A 15,233-nucleotide genomic window follows, 5' to 3' on the forward strand; every position below is an offset into this window, starting at 1 on the left:
TTATTTTAAAAATTTGATTCGATTGGGAATTTTAATAGTAAATAAGGTTCCTACATTTACCTTTGACTGTACAGTGATGGTTCCTTTTAATTTATCCAATGTTTCTTTAACAATGTATAAACCGATACCTGATCCCGTTGATAGCGAACTGGAACGGTAAAACATGTCAAAAATCTTCCCCTGTTCGTTTTCATCTATTCCTACGCCATTATCTTCTATGGTGATTATGGCCTTTCTGTTATCACACTTAAAGTTAACAATTATAAAGGGATTTTCCTTGCTTCTGTCGAAATATTTATAGGCATTCGAAAGAATATTATTCATAATAATTGCAAGTCTGTTATAATCGCAGACAAATTTCAAATCCGAATCCATCTGTATTTTCAGATCGACTACTTTCGCTCCCTCAGCAAATTTTAAATTCCCTTTAATATCTTTTACTAACGTTTCAAAATCAATTTCGTTATGTTCCAATTCCATTCGGGCATTTCTCGAATAGTTGAGGATGTCTTCAATAAAATTATCCAATTTTGAAACACTTGTATTGAGCATGGTCAGCCTCTCAATCAAAGTACTGTTTTCATCCGCTGTTCCCTTCTCTTCTATTTCAGTTTTCGAAATATTAATTAACCCCAACATTGATTTAAGAGGAGCTCGCAAATCGTGGGAAGTACTATAAACAAAACGATCTAATTCTGAATTAGTTTTCTTCAGTTCTTCATTAGAAAGAATAAGGTCTTGCTCTGCCTTTTTACGTTCTGTAATATCCCTGTAATTAAGAATCAGAGCATTAATACTGGCTTGATCCAACAAATTTAAAGCAGTACCTTCAACCCAAATCAAATGGCCGTCTTTATGTGTAAGTCGGAACTGATTTTGCAACGGAATCCCGGGAGAACTGATTACTTCCCTAAAAAATTTCTCGGCTTTGATCAAATCCTTATGAAATATAAAGCTGAGAAGCTGCTTTGATTTAAAATCTTCCAAGCCATATCCGGATATCTTCGCTGCAGAAGGGCTTTGATACTGGATTTCAAAATCGGAATTGACCAAAACGATTGCATCACTTATATTTTCGGTTAAAGCACGGTATTTTTCCTCACTTTGGGTCAATTTTAATTCCGCCAGTTTTCGCTCGGTAATATCGGTACCAAAAATCATAACGTGTGTCACTTCGTTATTGGTAACAATGGGCACAAACCTTGAACGCACCCATTCCCCGGAAGAAATCTTGTTTTCAATTTCAAGATGTTCACCATTGCTGAAACATTTTTCCAAAGCCTCTCTTGCCGGCTCCCGGCTTTCTTCAGGAAGGACCGAAATACAATCTGCGCCAATTACTTTATCTACAGATATCTCAGGTGTTCTTGTCCTGTTTATCGCTTCAATTTTATAATATTTATTTACATACAGAATGATATCCGGTGAATTCTCAAACTGATTTTTAAAAAGTTCTGTGGCTCTTTTTCGCTCGGTAATCACTTCGGTAAACATTATAATGCCGCCAATTTCCGAAGTGGCTTTATACCAGGGACGAACTTCCCATCGCAGCCATTCAATACTTCCGTCAGCTCTTACGAAAGAATCTTCTTCGCGTTTCTCCACAGCACCTTTCAGGCAACGTTGATGGATATCTTTCCATTCCTGACCGATTTCAGGAAACACTTCATAATGGCTTTTTCCGATGATATCCTGCCCGGTCAGATTGTAATCTGATATCCATCTTCGGCTGGTAGCAATATACTGCATATCATTATCAAACATGGCCAAACAAGCCGGACTGTGTTCTATAAACAGATTAAGTTGGGCTTCACGTTCTGCTAATTTAGCTTCAGCCCTTACCTTTTCCGTAACATCATTGGCTAATGTCAAAGCAGCTGGCCGATTGTTATAAATTATTGTGTGAGGACTAATCTCCATAATAATTTCTTCACCATCCTTTTTGAAATGCTTCCAGTTTTGTTTTATAAAAATTTCTTCACCAAGAAGCATTTTCCTTGCAAACTCTTTTAATTTCTCATGATCTTCTTCCGGACGATAATCAAGAACGGTCATGGTGCTCCACTCTTCTCTGGAATAACCATATTTGTTCAACACTGTTTCATTAACTTCCTGAATTTTTAAAGTCTCTAAATCCCAAATAAAAATGCAGGCAGGATTGTTATTGAACAAGTATCTGTATTTTTCTTCGGATTCTTTAAGGGCTGTTTCTGCTTTATTCCGTTCTGTAATGTCACGAATAATGCCAAAGAAACCTCGTCCTTCCATGAGACGGGCGCTGATTTCAGCCTCTAAGATTGTCCCGTCTTTTCTTTTTATTTTCCTGTAAACTAAAGCCGACTTATTTTTCCTTACATTTTCAATTGCAAACGCTTGTTCATTGACTTCATCAGGAGCAATCAATGATGAAATTTTCATCATCAGCATTTCATTACGTGTATAACCAAACAATTGACAGGCATAATCATTTAAATCTATAATTTCCGTCTCTTCATTTAATACCAAAATGGCTTCTCCTGCATACTCTATAAGATTGCGGTAATTTTTTTCGGTAAGGAACAGCTTGGCACGACTAAGGTTAACACTGTTAATTATGGTTAGGTTCTTCTTAATTAAGTAGTATGCAAAAGGGACCGTAAAAGCCATAGCTATCAAAAGTATCAGCAAAAACTTTTGGGTATAAGATGTATAACCTTTTAAATTATCCTCATAAATCTTTTTACCTACTTTGACCTGTAATCTTCGCAGTTTACTCACCTCATCCATGACAGGGGTTAAGCTTTGGGATAATTCATTTTTTATAATGGCATCAAGGCCAGAACCATCACCTTGTGCCAAAATCAATTTTAATTTTTCAACCGAATTCGATGATTCTTTCAGCAAACCAGTCGTTTTATCTACAATTATTTTTTCCTCAGGTGTGAGGTAAGTCTGCACATAAGCTTTCCAATTGGTATTGACGCTGTCCTGCGCCTGCTTGACTTTTGCCAGTGCGACATCGAAAGTTATTTGTTTCTTACTCGCCCGATGCGCTGTTGAAAGTATTACTGAATTATAATAACGAACATCTCCCAACTGATTCATCGGAATCAACCTGTCCTCAAAAAGTTCTTGGGAATTTCGATTAAGTATTCCGATTTGTATAAAACCGTAAACACCAACTCCTACAATAAAACAAGACATGATAAATACCAAGAAGGTTAATTCCATGGATGATCTTGCCTTATTGACCATGTTTTTTGTTTTTAGTGGAAATTCTCTTTTACAACATTGTAAATCTTTCAAAAAAAAGGTTGTAAATCTTTTTAAATCAAACCTATAGACACAACGTTATACCCAAATTTAACAAATATATTTCGTTTCATCCATCAGAAATACTTACAAAACAGATGAATTACATAAAAAACCCTACAAACGAATTAAAGCACAAAAGCCGCTAAATTTCTTCAGCGGCTCTTGTTTATCTGTCTTTTTCTTACAATTTTAACTACACGTTAAATCTGAAATGCATCACATCTCCGTCCTTAACAATGTATTCTTTTCCTTCTACACGAAGTTTTCCGGCTTCTTTCACTTTTGATTCCGAACCGAAATTTGAGTAATCATCAAAAGCGATAACTTCTGCACGGATAAATCCTTTCTCAAAATCGGTATGAATTACTCCAGCCGCTTTTGGCGCTGTGTCTCCGATATTAATTGTCCACGCACGAACTTCTTTAACTCCGGCAGTAAAATAAGTCTGAAGATTTAACAATTTATAAGCTGCACGAATCAATACCGATGAACCTGGCTCTTTCAAACCTAAATCCTCCAAAAATATCTGACGCTCTTCGTAGCTTTCCAATTCAGTAATATCAGCTTCAGCACCAACAGAAAGAACGATAACTTCCGCCTGCTCGTCTTTAACCATTTCTCGAACCTGATCTACATATTTGTTACCGTTAACCGCTGACGCTTCGTCAACATTACAAACATATAATACAGGTTTTGTGGTAATTAACTGAAAATCTTCCATCATTTCCTCTTCATCCTGATTTTGAGGAATTACGGTACGAGCCGATTTTGCCTGCATTAAAGCTTCACGGATTCTGTCCAATAACGCTTTTTCAGCCTGAGCTTCTTTGTTTCCGGTCTTAGCAGTACGATTTACTTTTTCTAAACGTTTTTCTACCGTTTCAAGATCTTTCAACTGCAATTCGATATCGATTGTTTCTTTATCGCGGATCGGATTTACATTACCGTCAACGTGAACGATATTGTCATTGTCAAAGCAACGTAATACGTGAATGATAGCATTACACTCTCTGATATTTCCTAAGAATTGATTTCCTAAACCTTCTCCTTTACTTGCACCTTTTACCAAACCGGCAATATCAACGATGTCAACTGTAGCCATCTGAACACGTTCTGGTTTTACAAGCTCTTCCAATCTGTTGATTCTTGGATCCGGTACATTTACTACTCCGATGTTAGGTTCGATAGTACAAAACGGAAAATTTGCACTTTGTGCTTTGGCATTTGACAAACAATTGAATAATGTTGATTTCCCAACATTTGGCAATCCTACAATTCCTGCTTTCATTATATTTTTATTTACAGTTGGAAAAAACCAACAAAATTTTATAATCGTTTTAAAAAGTTTGCAAATATACCGATTATAATGGAATTACAGAATAGCAGTTTGTTAACATAATGGTAAACGTTTTTCGTTTTTGATTTCTATGACCATTAAACACAGAAAATCAGGGAGACTTACTGTTTTGCCTCCCTGATTTATTGTATCCTGATTTTTGTCTAAATTATTTGACTACTCTTATGAGTGTTCTGCGGCTTTTAGCTTTTCCTTCTTCCTTAGTGTTATCACCAATCGGGAATCGCTCGCCATAACCAACTGCTTTCAGACGATTTTTGCTGATACCTTTTGAAACGAGATAGTTTACGGCGGCTTTTGCTCTCCTTTCGGATAGCGCCTGATTATATGCTGAAGTACCAGGCGTACTGGTGTGTCCTTCTACATCCACACTTAAGTCGGGGTTCTCATTAAGGAATTTCACAACTTTATCCAAGCTAGCTTTATCCTCTGCACTTAATGCTGACATCGCTTTTTTGTAATAGAAAGTCATTTCCGGACAACCTAAATTATCTTTTATTCCAGCAAGTTTCGGACATTTATCGTCATCATCATTAACACCATCACTATCTCCGTCCGGAATTGGGCAACCGGCATATTTAGCCACACCGAAAACTTTCGGACATTTATCATTTTCATCGTTAATACCATCTCCGTCAGTATCCGGAATCGGGCAACCGGCATACTTAGGCGAACCGGCAACATTCGGACATTTGTCTTTACTGTCAAAAACACCATCACCATCTGTATCCTTATCTGATACTGGCGCTGCAGGAGCCGCAACCGGAGCCATGGTTTCAAGTGACGGAGGATTGGTTTTCATATCCTCCAGCGTTTTTGGAGCCGAACGGAAGCCAATAGTTAATCCAAACTGTAAAGCGCGGTTATTTATACCGTCTACTATGTGAATTGGGTTTGGCGGATTTATAGGCACTGTTGCATCTGTACCGTTAGTATCATTGATATCTGTAAATCCGTAAATGTATCTTGCATAGACTCCTATACCGCTCGTCACCCAGTATTCTAACCCAAACGTACCAGCTATATCCGTACCTTTTAAGTTATTGGTCTGGTTATGTTTGGTCTTATCATCCGCTTCTGATTTTGCATGCATCAGAAAATCGAATTGAGGACCGGCAAAGACCGAGAATCTCCAGATTGGATTAAACTTAAACAAAATAGGAACGGACAAATATTCCAGCTTCAGTCTTCCCCCCAGATCCGGAGAAGGATATGACTGACTTATATCGGCTCCCATATTTGAATATAACAGTTCTGGCTGAATTGAAGTCTTCTTGCTTATCGCATAATTATAATACGCGCCGGCAACGAGACCTTCTTTAGAATCAGTTTCCAGACCATTTACCGAAGGATCGTAATTAATGTATGATACATTCATTCCCACTTTTGCTCCAAAGAATGAGCGATCTGTAATTTGAGCATAAACCTGCGTCATGCAGCTGATTAATGCTATCGAAAAGGCTAGTTTTCTCATAATCTAAATATTTGGTGCGCAGCCCTTAACTTTTATCTGCTTAAAAACTTATAACTGCTCGATATTACTTTCTCTTAAAACGCATCAGGGGCTTATTTTCCATTTTGAAATTCAGGGTTTTTCCGTCCTCTGAAATAGAATAGGAATCAATTTTCTTCAGGGTTTCCATATAAACAGTCTCCCCTTTTCCGTCACCACACATCATTCTTGTAACGGCCATTGGTTCCTTGAAACTGATTTTGTTTCTATCAACTTTTAGTGTACCGGAATAGGAATTACAACTATTGTTTCCGGATACAGTATTATCCTTTGTTACAAAACTGATAGTAGGTTTTTTGTCGCGATACAATCCGGCAAATGTGGTTTCATCCGGCAAAATATAAACCAGTTCCCAAGAGCCATTAAGCTTTTCAGATTGATCTACTATATCATTTTTAGTTTTAACCGAATTGCAGCATATACAAGAAAGACACACTATAGCTGCAGTAAATAGACACTTCCTCATACTGTAAAAAATTAAATTTTACTAACTTAAAAGAAGGGGCCGTCTTAAGAAATTGATTGTTAAAAGCAAGTATCGAATTTACGAATTTTATTTCATTTATCTATAAATCAACAACATAAATCAACCAACAAAGTGAAATTTCATTTTTTTCCAATACATAATCAACGTAAGAAATTTAGCTGTAACTTTACAAAAACCATCAATTTGCTTTATATGAAAAAAATAACCCTATCCGTCTTGTTCATTGCTCTGACATTTGTGGGCTGTAAAACAAAAACACAAACAAAAGTCAACGAGTTAAAAGTGGCTTTAGAACCTAAAAGCGATACCAATACATCAGGAAATGTTGTTTTTTCCGAGAAAGAAGGAAAAGTCACTTTCACTGCAACTATTTCCGGATTGACACCTGGAGTACATGCTATTCACATCCATGAAAAAGCAGATTGCTCTGCTGCAGATGCTGCTTCGGCAGGCGGGCATTGGAATCCGACTTTAAAAAAGCACGGAAAATGGGGAGAAGGTGAATATCATAAAGGCGACATCGGAAATTTCACGGCTGATGAAAAAGGAAACGGAAAAATCACTCTGACTACAGACGAATGGTGTATTGGCTGCGGCGATGCAACCAAAGACGTTTTAGGAAAAGCCATCATCGTTCATAAAGGTGCCGATGATTTCGTAACTCAGCCAACAGGAAATGCCGGTGGCCGAGTGGCATGTACCGCTATTATCCGATAAATAATGAGCAAAAAAGAACTGTTGCAAATTACCTCCCATGCGTAAAGTCTCCTGACTTTGCACAATGCTATTTTAAGCAAAAAAATAAAAGGCTACAGCATAAGTTGTAGCTTTTTATTTTCGTTATATCATGAGTCCGCATAGTCAGGAGATTTTGCACACTTGGGGCACTGATTACACCCGAGGCTTTAGCCGAACTGACGAAGTAAATCCGCGCTATCGTCTAGTAATTTATTTAGAAAGATTATAATAAATTCAATTTTAAATAATTGAAAATCAAACGAATACATAAAAAGATAACTGATTTTTTATTAAATTTGTTAAAATTATTACATCATGAGTAATTTATTAAAAATAGCATGTTTGCTAGGCGGGGCTGTATTAGTAGGTCTTATTATTAAACAATCAAAAGAATCAGAAGAAGACAAATCCTCTGATTACAATAAGGGTTATATCGATGGTTATAATGATGGTTATGATGAAGGCAGAAGTAGCTATTGATTCAAAAAAAGAGTTTAACTGTTTTAGAAATAGATTTGAATTAGGTTCTGGCACGAGCTAGAAGCTAGCTGGAGCGGGGGAAAATAAAAAAATATCAATTCTTTTTCTGACAAAAATTTGAGGCTCCCTTTTTAAACTTATAAGACCCCATGAAAATTTTATGACTTTTTTTAATTATAAAATTTTATTAAAACACTCACTACAGATTGATATTCAGCAAATTAAAAAGTATCTTTGATAAAAATCATTAAGTATGGAAAAAATTGATATCCTTTTCAATGATGAGATATTTAAGGTAAATATTTCAACAGAAAATGCGTTTCCAAACAATCTTATCAAAGTTGAGTTTGAAGATAATCGGGAATTATTGGGAATAATTGAATCACCGGTTTATATAGAAGAAAAAAACTGTATGTTGTCATTTATACATATTGACGTAAAGAACCGCGATCAGTTAGACCTATTAATAAGTTTTGTTTTAGGCATTGAAAACCGATATTTTGAGAACTAATAATTTTTAATCCTGAACGCAAAGTCAGGAAACTTTAAGCAATACTATTTAAAGAAAAAAATAAAATACTACAGCAATACGTTGTAGTTTTTTATTTTTGTTTCATATGAATCCTCAAAGTCTCCCGACTTTGAGCAGCAGAAGGCCGTGTTACTTGATCAGCAATTATCTGATAAACAATGAACAAAAGAGAACTGCTCTATTTTAAAAATGCTGATGAATGGCGGAAATGGTTGCATGAAAACCATAATTCGACTGACGGAGTGTATCTCATATTTTACAAAGTGGGCAGTCCTTATGACAGCATGCGATGGGAAGAGGCCGTTCAGGTCGCCCTTTGTTATGGATGGATTGATTCTACCGTCAAGCGGTTGGATGATGAAAAACGACAACAGCTTTTTACACCAAGAAAAAATAAAAGCGTCTGGAGTAAAATAAACAAATCATATGTTGAGAAACTGATTGCCCAAAATTTAATGCATGAAAGCGGATTTACAAAAATTGAAATCGCCAAACAAAACGGCTCTTGGAATTCTTTGGATCACGTAGAAGAAATCATAATTCCTGATGACCTTCAACGTGCCTTTGATGCCAACAAAATTGCTTTCGAGAATTATAATAACTTCAGTTTTACTTACAGGAAAAGCTATCTCTATTGGCTGAATCATGCGAAACGCGAAGAAACCCGAAAAAAAAGGATTGAAGAGATAATAAAACTCTGTGAAGCCAATATAAAATCCCGGCAATAATTATTTTCCGAAAAGTTAATGCGAAGTTTGTATCTGATACTGAAAAAGCTATAGCTTTGTGGTATAATTTCAAGTAATGATTAACCCTTCAATAAACGGATGGATCGACAAGTTTTTTGCTGAGCAAAAGCCATTGCTCCTCCCCGTTGTTGTGTATTCTTCCGTCTTTTATACCAATGTTCGGAAAACCGGGTTTATTTATGGGCATACGGTTGATTTTGATGTAGAAAAACCAATCACTACAAAAGGCTGGACTTCCGAAGAAATTACCAAAGTAGCTTTACTGAACACGCTTTATGGTATTTATGGTTTAGTGACACACGACGGTAATCCGAAAACTTTCATTGAAGAAACGATAAAATTTTACAAGCAAATGAACCCGGAAGGATTCAGTCTGCTGAAAAAAATGCTTCCGGATTCTTCCAACAGTTACAAATTGGAAGAAATGATTGATGAACGTGTTCAGACAAACGACAATATCATCAGTAAAAATTTCTCGCATATTTTAACTAATGCCTTGTTGTTCATGGATGTTTTGGCATTTCGTCAATACTTACTGCATCAGGAAATCCCATCGAATTACCTGAAAAAACTCGAAGAAAAAATCATCAGTATTGTTTCATTGGCTTTAAAAACCAAATCCGTCAAATCCAATTATGACGATTTGCTGATAAAACTGTTCGAATCATCGGTTCGGTATACCAAATTTTCAAAAGTTGATGTTGAAACCATCGAAATGCTTCAACTCGACTATTTCACATCGGAAATTGAAAAAAATTATTTGTTGGATATAGCCGGAATGGCGATGTGGAGTGACGATGTCCTGGAACAACAGGAAAGCGATTTTCTGTATCGATTAGCTGAACAGTTAGGCATTAGTACCGATTTCACTGCCAAAAGCATTGAATCAATTGATACATTCATTAAACAATACCAAAAAGAAATTCCGTATTTCAAATATTCCAATCCTGTAAAACATTTTTACGACCAAGCGGCGCAAAATGTAGCCGTTTTGATTACGCGAAACAAAAACCGATTAATCAAAGAGATTTCGCAAAGCGGAGAGCTCATGGTTTTACTGGCTCATTCCACAAGAAGGGATTTGGATTCAAAAGAAAAGAAAAGAGTAAAAAAACAGCTTTTGGATATCTGCAAAACAATCCCGTCCCTAACGATTTTCCTGTTGCCCGGCGGAGGATTATTACTTCCGATACTGATCAAATTCATTCCGAAAATGCTTCCTTCCGCATTTAACGAAAACTTAGATATAGAATAAAAAAAGTCCCGTTTTGAACGGGACTTTTTAATTAGAATTTCAACTGATATACTTCGTCAAGTTTCTCGTTAGAATCGATATTTACATTCAAATCCGTAACATAACCCGAATTTAATCCGTAAACCCATCCGTGAATACTTACTTCCTGTCCGTTCTTCCAAGCCGATTGAACAATTGATGTTTTTGCTAAATCATACACTTGTTCTTTCACATTGATTTCAACGAATTTATTGAAACGTTCATTCTCATCAATAATAGAATCAAGATAAGTATGGTGGAATCTGTAAATGTCTTTGATATGACGAATCCAGTTATCGATGATACCGATTGAGTCATTTCCCATAGCAGCTTTTACTCCACCGCATCCATAATGACCACAAACGATAATGTGCTGAATTTTTAAAGCGTTTACAGCATAATCCAAAACACTTAACATATTCATGTCACTGTGAATCACCATATTGGCAATGTTTCTGTGTACGAATACTTCACCTGGAGCTGCACCGATGATTTCATTAGCAGGTACGCGGCTGTCTGAACAACCAATCCATAACAATGGTGGGGTTTGTCCTTTTGCTAAATCTTTGAAAAAATCTTTATCAATAGCTAATTTCTCTTCAACCCACTTCTTGTTGTTGTCTAAAATCTTTCTATAAAAATCGCTTGCCATAATTTTAATTTGTTTTTTTTCGAAACCTTGTTTTATGCGTAATTGACGCTGCGAATTTACGCTAAATTGGTTTAATAATTATTCTTATTTAATTTGTTGTTAGTTCTTCTATTGCTTCCTTATGAGAGGAAATCGATTTATTCCTGTAATCCATTAAAGCGCTATGTTCCATAAAAACGTGATTGTTTTCATATTTTGAATTTTCCAGTTCATAAGCATCTTTAAAACCGATCAGTGAAAGTTCAATCCTTTTTTCGACAGCATTAACCTCCTTAAACTCTTTAATTAAGTCGATGACGTCATGGGCAATATATACTGTATCCGAAGCATTGATAACCACTTGCGAATCTTCCGGCAGATTTTTTAATGTCAGTTTTATTGCCGCTTTGTTTAAAAAGGAAACTTCCTGAGCAAGGTCGATGTGAATAATATCACCGTCTTCATAAGCCTCTTTTCTGAAATAATAAGCTCTCTTCAGATTTCCTCTCAAGACAAAAATGATACTGATTACCATTCCAAGTGCAACTCCTTTCAAAAGATCAAGGAAAACAACTGCTAAAAGTGTAGCAATAAAAGGTACAAACTGATATTTTCCTTTTTCCCAGAAATGCTTGATTGTTGCCGGTTTTGCCAACTTATACCCTACTACTAACAAAACCGCCGCTAGAGTTGCTAGTGGAATTTTGTTTAAAAGTGCCGGTATCGCCAAGACACTTACAAGTAATAGAATTCCGTGTGCAATTGTCGACATTTTGGATTTCGCACCGGCATTTACATTGGCAGATGTACGAACAACAACTGAGGTTAACGGCAAACCGCCCAAAAGAGAGCTCACCATGTTTCCTATACCTTGTGCACGCAATTCTACGTTCGTGTCGGTGAAACGTTTTTGCGGATCTAAACGGTCGGCCGCTTCTATACAAAGTAAGCTTTCTATTGATGCAACAATAGCGATTGTCAGTGCCACAATCCAAACTTTAGGATTTGTTATAGAAGTAAAATCAGGAAGCAGGAACATCGCCTTAAAATCATCCACAGAAGAAGGTACTGGCAATGAAACCAAGTGTTCTTTAGCGATGGCAAGTGAACTCCCCGATGAAGTAAAAATTTCATTCAGGACTACACCAACAATTACTGCCACTAATGCACCTGGAATTAATTTAAACTTCTTTAAAAAGGGAACTTTATCCCAGGAAATCAATATTATCAACGAAATAATTGTGATAACCACAGAACCTAGCTGAATATAATCCAGAGCGCCAAATAAGGAGGAAAAAGAATTAGCGCCATCAGCTTGTACAAAAGCCTCATCTCCCTCAAAATCAGCGTCATACCCAACAGCATGGGGCAATTGTTTCAGGATAATGATAACACCAATACCTGCCAACATCCCTTCAATCACGTTCATTGGAAAATAATTAGAAATACTTCCCGCTTTCAAAAAGCCTAAAGCTAACTGGATTAAACCTGCCAGGAAAACTGCCATCAGGAAAATATTGAATGCACCGAAATCTGTAATTGCCGTAAGCACAATGGCCGTCAAACCAGCCGCCGGCCCGGAAACACTCACATGGGATTTACTTAAATATCCCACAACAATTCCTCCCATTGCGCCAGCAATAATACCTGAGAAAAGCGGCGCACCAGAAGCCATAGCAATACCTAAACACAATGGTAAAGCCACTAGAAAAACAACCAATCCTGATGGTAAATCAGAATTCAGGCTGCCAAAAATATTTGTCTTTTTTGTCATAACCGATAAAATATAATATAATTAATACTTCAGACACGAGTACGTATCTGACAGATAATCAATAAAGATTGATTGTTAAATTACATTATGCTTTTTCGGGAGGTGGGGAGAAAATTTCTTCAGAAACATTATCGTGCTTCTGTTCGTTTTGAAAGTCTACTGTAGTCTTTCTTTCTGAGAATTTGACAGTTTCAAAATGAAATACTGCTGCGATGCCCACAGGAATTTCCTTTACTTCTTTTTGAATCTCCTCTTCAGAAAGAGAGTAAAACATAGATGTATCACTATCACTTTCCAGCATGCCCACAATGGTTGGTGTCGCTAAAAAAGTCATAAATAAAAGAAGTACTATGTTTACCCAAATCTTCATGCGGCGAAATTAAAAAATAAAAAATAGACTGAAAGCATATTGGGAAATATTTAATACAACTATGCTTTCATCCTATTATCACGGAAAATTACATTTCCTCTTCCATCCAAGCTTTAAGCATCCAGAGCGTTTTTTCCTGTTCTTTGATAAAATCACTCATCATTGCATTGGTACCTTCATCGTCAATTTCAGAAGATTGCTTTAAGATCACACGTTCTATTTTAAGCAATTCAATCAAACAAATGATTACCAACTGTATAGCCGCTTCATCATTTGAAATATTTTTTCCTATCTGTATTTTTTTATTTGACACATAGTCCTCAAAAGTATGCAGCGGAGTTCCGCCAAGGGTAAGGATACGTTCGGCAATCATATCGATTTTCAGTTGGCTGTCGTTGTATAATTCCTCGAACTTTAAATGTAAATCGAAGAACCTTTTTCCGCGGATATTCCAATGCAGTCCTCTTAAATTTTGATAAAAAACCTGAAAATTGGCCAATAAAATATTTAATTCGGCTACTTGAATTTGTGTTTCTTTAACCGGTAACCCTAAACTGTTCGTTTTCATATTTGTAAGTATTAGTTATGATTATGAAACAAAATTATTTTAAAATTTTACAGTTTAATTATAAATGAAATTGATAGATTTTATAATTTTATCGAAAATATTTATCTTATGACCATTACTCAATTATATTATGTTTTAGCTGTTGCGGAACACAAGAATTTCACCTTGGCTGCAGAAAAATGCTTTGTTACACAGCCAACCCTGAGTATGCAGATTCAAAAGCTGGAAGAAGAATTAGATATTCAGATTTTCGACAGAAGCAAAAAACCAATTCAATTGACTGAAATCGGTGCCAAAATAGTTCAGCAGGCAAAAAATATTGTCAATGAATCCGACAGAATAAAAGATATAGTCGATCAGCAAAAAGGATATTTCGGAGGCGAGTTTAAAATTGGTATCATTCCCACCATTATGCCTACTTTATTGCCAATGTTCTTAAATAATTTCATCAAAAAGTATCCAAAAATCAATCTGATCATTGAGGAGCATAATACCGAAGAGATTATCAAGCGATTAAAAAGCGGTCATCTGGATGCGGCCATTGCGGCAACTCCATTAGAAGAAGAATCCATAAAAGAAATTGTATTGTATTACGAACCGTTTGTGGGTTATTTTCCAGAAAACCATAAAAATACAGGCAAAGAAGAAATCGACATAGACGATCTGGATGTTGAAAACATACTACTTTTACAAGATGGCCATTGTTTTAGGGACGGAATCCTGAACTTATGTAAAAATGCCAATCTGAAACGTGACAGTCATTTTCAACTTGAAAGCGGAAGTTTTGAAACTTTAATCAAACTGGCCGACGAAGGATTAGGAATAACGCTTTTACCTTATTTACATACTTTGGATTTAAGCGAGAAGACCAAATTAAACCTGAGACATTTTAAAGAGCCCAGACCGGCTCGGGAAGTAAGCTTGATTTTCCCTAAAAACGAACTCAAAATACACATTATCGATGCCTTACGATCAACTATTTCAGGAGTGGTAAAAGGCGCAATTGCCTTTCATAATGTACAGATTATCAGTCCGCTGTTAAAAAACAAAAGGAGCACATAGGCTCCTTTTATTTTTTGGTTAAGTTAAGGTATAGTTATAGTTATATTTAATTTTCATTAATTACAATCAAACACGGTCGTAATTCAGGCCTTTCAGTAGTAAAATAGTTCAACCATTTACTCAATAGCTCAATTTCATAAGGCAATAAATTCTTAATTGCTTTCTTTAACTCTTTCAAAAAAAGTAATGGATCAAAACTCACTCTTTCAAGCACTGACTTGGTATAGTCATAAATCATTCGTGGCATAATCAAAACGTATTTATTTGGTTAACAGAATAAGAACGTGATGTAAAATTAATTAATTTAAATATCACAACAAAGAAAAAAAGCAAAATTTTATCGATTAAACGCAAAATAAATCGACTAAAAACGCATTTTATATCGAAATTACGTTAAAATACTTA

General features: G+C 35.9%; 15 protein-coding genes. 6 read left to right on the forward strand and 9 right to left on the reverse strand.

From position 1 onward, the window contains the following. The 4 genes from FEDK69T_RS15575 to FEDK69T_RS13700 all read right to left on the reverse strand — a co-directional run bounded on the left by FEDK69T_RS15575 (position 1) and on the right by FEDK69T_RS13700 (position 6,630). Positions 1-3,234, reverse strand: a complete 3,234-nt coding sequence (locus tag FEDK69T_RS15575; protein WP_023574770.1) for a PAS domain S-box protein — start codon at positions 3,232-3,234, stop codon at positions 1-3. A gap of 253 nt (positions 3,235-3,487) precedes the next feature. Further along, positions 3,488-4,582 (reverse strand): redox-regulated ATPase YchF, encoded by a 1,095-nt coding sequence (gene ychF / locus FEDK69T_RS13690; RefSeq protein ID WP_023574771.1) that lies wholly within the window; start codon positions 4,580-4,582, stop codon positions 3,488-3,490. Between the two features lie 217 nt (positions 4,583-4,799). Continuing rightward, positions 4,800-6,125 (reverse strand): OmpA family protein, encoded by a 1,326-nt coding sequence (locus tag FEDK69T_RS15580; protein WP_023574772.1) that lies wholly within the window; start codon positions 6,123-6,125, stop codon positions 4,800-4,802. A 64-nt stretch (positions 6,126-6,189) separates the two neighbouring features. Next, a complete protein-coding gene (locus FEDK69T_RS13700) occupies positions 6,190-6,630 on the reverse strand; it encodes an META domain-containing protein (RefSeq protein WP_035630455.1) in 441 nt (146 codons plus the stop codon). Positions 6,631-6,843: 213 nt separating this feature from the next. On the opposite strand from FEDK69T_RS13700, the gene FEDK69T_RS13705 reads away from it, so the two are divergent. The 5 genes from FEDK69T_RS13705 to FEDK69T_RS13720 all read left to right on the forward strand — a co-directional run bounded on the left by FEDK69T_RS13705 (position 6,844) and on the right by FEDK69T_RS13720 (position 10,405). Continuing rightward, a complete protein-coding gene (locus tag FEDK69T_RS13705) occupies positions 6,844-7,368 on the forward strand; it encodes a superoxide dismutase family protein (protein ID WP_035630454.1) in 525 nt (174 codons plus the stop codon). A gap of 336 nt (positions 7,369-7,704) precedes the next feature. Further along, on the forward strand, positions 7,705-7,869 hold the full coding sequence (locus FEDK69T_RS15900; protein WP_023574775.1) for a hypothetical protein: 165 nt from the start codon (positions 7,705-7,707) through the stop codon (positions 7,867-7,869). 253 nt (positions 7,870-8,122) lie between these two features. After that, positions 8,123-8,380, forward strand: coding sequence for a hypothetical protein (locus FEDK69T_RS13710; protein WP_023574776.1), 258 nt, complete (start codon positions 8,123-8,125; stop codon positions 8,378-8,380). Positions 8,381-8,559: 179 nt separating this feature from the next. Then, positions 8,560-9,129, forward strand: a complete 570-nt coding sequence (locus FEDK69T_RS13715; protein WP_023574777.1) for a YdeI/OmpD-associated family protein — start codon at positions 8,560-8,562, stop codon at positions 9,127-9,129. 76 nt (positions 9,130-9,205) lie between these two features. After that, a complete protein-coding gene (locus FEDK69T_RS13720) occupies positions 9,206-10,405 on the forward strand; it encodes an LETM1-related biofilm-associated protein (RefSeq protein ID WP_023574778.1) in 1,200 nt (399 codons plus the stop codon). A 31-nt stretch (positions 10,406-10,436) separates the two neighbouring features. Here the strand turns inward: FEDK69T_RS13720 and can are convergent, their stop codons facing one another. The 4 genes from can to FEDK69T_RS13740 all read right to left on the reverse strand — a co-directional run bounded on the left by can (position 10,437) and on the right by FEDK69T_RS13740 (position 13,766). Continuing rightward, positions 10,437-11,075 carry a carbonate dehydratase gene (gene can, locus FEDK69T_RS13725; protein ID WP_023574779.1) on the reverse strand — a complete coding sequence of 213 codons (639 nt, stop codon included), beginning with the start codon at positions 11,073-11,075 and terminating at the stop codon, positions 10,437-10,439. A gap of 88 nt (positions 11,076-11,163) precedes the next feature. Beyond that, positions 11,164-12,828 carry a SulP family inorganic anion transporter gene (locus FEDK69T_RS13730; RefSeq protein WP_023574780.1) on the reverse strand — a complete coding sequence of 555 codons (1,665 nt, stop codon included), beginning with the start codon at positions 12,826-12,828 and terminating at the stop codon, positions 11,164-11,166. An 85-nt stretch (positions 12,829-12,913) separates the two neighbouring features. Beyond that, positions 12,914-13,198, reverse strand: a complete 285-nt coding sequence (locus FEDK69T_RS13735) for a hypothetical protein (protein WP_035630453.1) — start codon at positions 13,196-13,198, stop codon at positions 12,914-12,916. An 88-nt stretch (positions 13,199-13,286) separates the two neighbouring features. Continuing rightward, positions 13,287-13,766 (reverse strand): Dps family protein, encoded by a 480-nt coding sequence (locus FEDK69T_RS13740; RefSeq protein WP_023574782.1) that lies wholly within the window; start codon positions 13,764-13,766, stop codon positions 13,287-13,289. Between the two features lie 108 nt (positions 13,767-13,874). Between FEDK69T_RS13740 and FEDK69T_RS13745 the strand changes: the two genes are divergently transcribed. After that, positions 13,875-14,828, forward strand: a complete 954-nt coding sequence (locus FEDK69T_RS13745; RefSeq protein ID WP_023574783.1) for a LysR substrate-binding domain-containing protein — start codon at positions 13,875-13,877, stop codon at positions 14,826-14,828. Between the two features lie 46 nt (positions 14,829-14,874). Here FEDK69T_RS13745 and FEDK69T_RS16115 read toward each other — a convergent pair whose 3' ends face one another. After that, the gene (locus tag FEDK69T_RS16115; RefSeq protein WP_023574784.1) at positions 14,875-15,075 is read right to left on the reverse strand and encodes a hypothetical protein; all 201 of its coding nucleotides are present in this window, start codon (positions 15,073-15,075) and stop codon (positions 14,875-14,877) included. Positions 15,076-15,233 lie beyond the last annotated feature (158 nt).

This window comes from Flavobacterium enshiense DK69 (assembly GCF_000498495.1).
Taxonomy (GTDB): Bacteria; Bacteroidota; Bacteroidia; order Flavobacteriales; family Flavobacteriaceae; genus Flavobacterium; species Flavobacterium enshiense.

What these genes read in the sequence shown, in the direction of transcription:
- FEDK69T_RS15575 (WP_023574770.1), bottom strand. Translation starts at nt 3,234, where the DNA reads ATGGTCAATAAGGCAAGATCATCCATGGAATTAACCTTCTTGGTATTT.
- ychF (WP_023574771.1), bottom strand. Translation starts at nt 4,582, where the DNA reads ATGAAAGCAGGAATTGTAGGATTGCCAAATGTTGGGAAATCAACATTA.
- FEDK69T_RS15580 (WP_023574772.1), bottom strand. Translation starts at nt 6,125, where the DNA reads ATGAGAAAACTAGCCTTTTCGATAGCATTAATCAGCTGCATGACGCAG.
- FEDK69T_RS13700 (WP_035630455.1), bottom strand. Translation starts at nt 6,630, where the DNA reads ATGAGGAAGTGTCTATTTACTGCAGCTATAGTGTGTCTTTCTTGTATA.
- FEDK69T_RS13705 (WP_035630454.1), top strand. Translation starts at nt 6,844, where the DNA reads ATGAAAAAAATAACCCTATCCGTCTTGTTCATTGCTCTGACATTTGTG.
- FEDK69T_RS15900 (WP_023574775.1), top strand. Translation starts at nt 7,705, where the DNA reads ATGAGTAATTTATTAAAAATAGCATGTTTGCTAGGCGGGGCTGTATTA.
- FEDK69T_RS13710 (WP_023574776.1), top strand. Translation starts at nt 8,123, where the DNA reads ATGGAAAAAATTGATATCCTTTTCAATGATGAGATATTTAAGGTAAAT.
- FEDK69T_RS13715 (WP_023574777.1), top strand. Translation starts at nt 8,560, where the DNA reads ATGAACAAAAGAGAACTGCTCTATTTTAAAAATGCTGATGAATGGCGG.
- FEDK69T_RS13720 (WP_023574778.1), top strand. Translation starts at nt 9,206, where the DNA reads ATGATTAACCCTTCAATAAACGGATGGATCGACAAGTTTTTTGCTGAG.
- can (WP_023574779.1), bottom strand. Translation starts at nt 11,075, where the DNA reads ATGGCAAGCGATTTTTATAGAAAGATTTTAGACAACAACAAGAAGTGG.
- FEDK69T_RS13730 (WP_023574780.1), bottom strand. Translation starts at nt 12,828, where the DNA reads ATGACAAAAAAGACAAATATTTTTGGCAGCCTGAATTCTGATTTACCA.
- FEDK69T_RS13735 (WP_035630453.1), bottom strand. Translation starts at nt 13,198, where the DNA reads ATGAAGATTTGGGTAAACATAGTACTTCTTTTATTTATGACTTTTTTA.
- FEDK69T_RS13740 (WP_023574782.1), bottom strand. Translation starts at nt 13,766, where the DNA reads ATGAAAACGAACAGTTTAGGGTTACCGGTTAAAGAAACACAAATTCAA.
- FEDK69T_RS13745 (WP_023574783.1), top strand. Translation starts at nt 13,875, where the DNA reads ATGACCATTACTCAATTATATTATGTTTTAGCTGTTGCGGAACACAAG.
- FEDK69T_RS16115 (WP_023574784.1), bottom strand. Translation starts at nt 15,075, where the DNA reads ATGCCACGAATGATTTATGACTATACCAAGTCAGTGCTTGAAAGAGTG.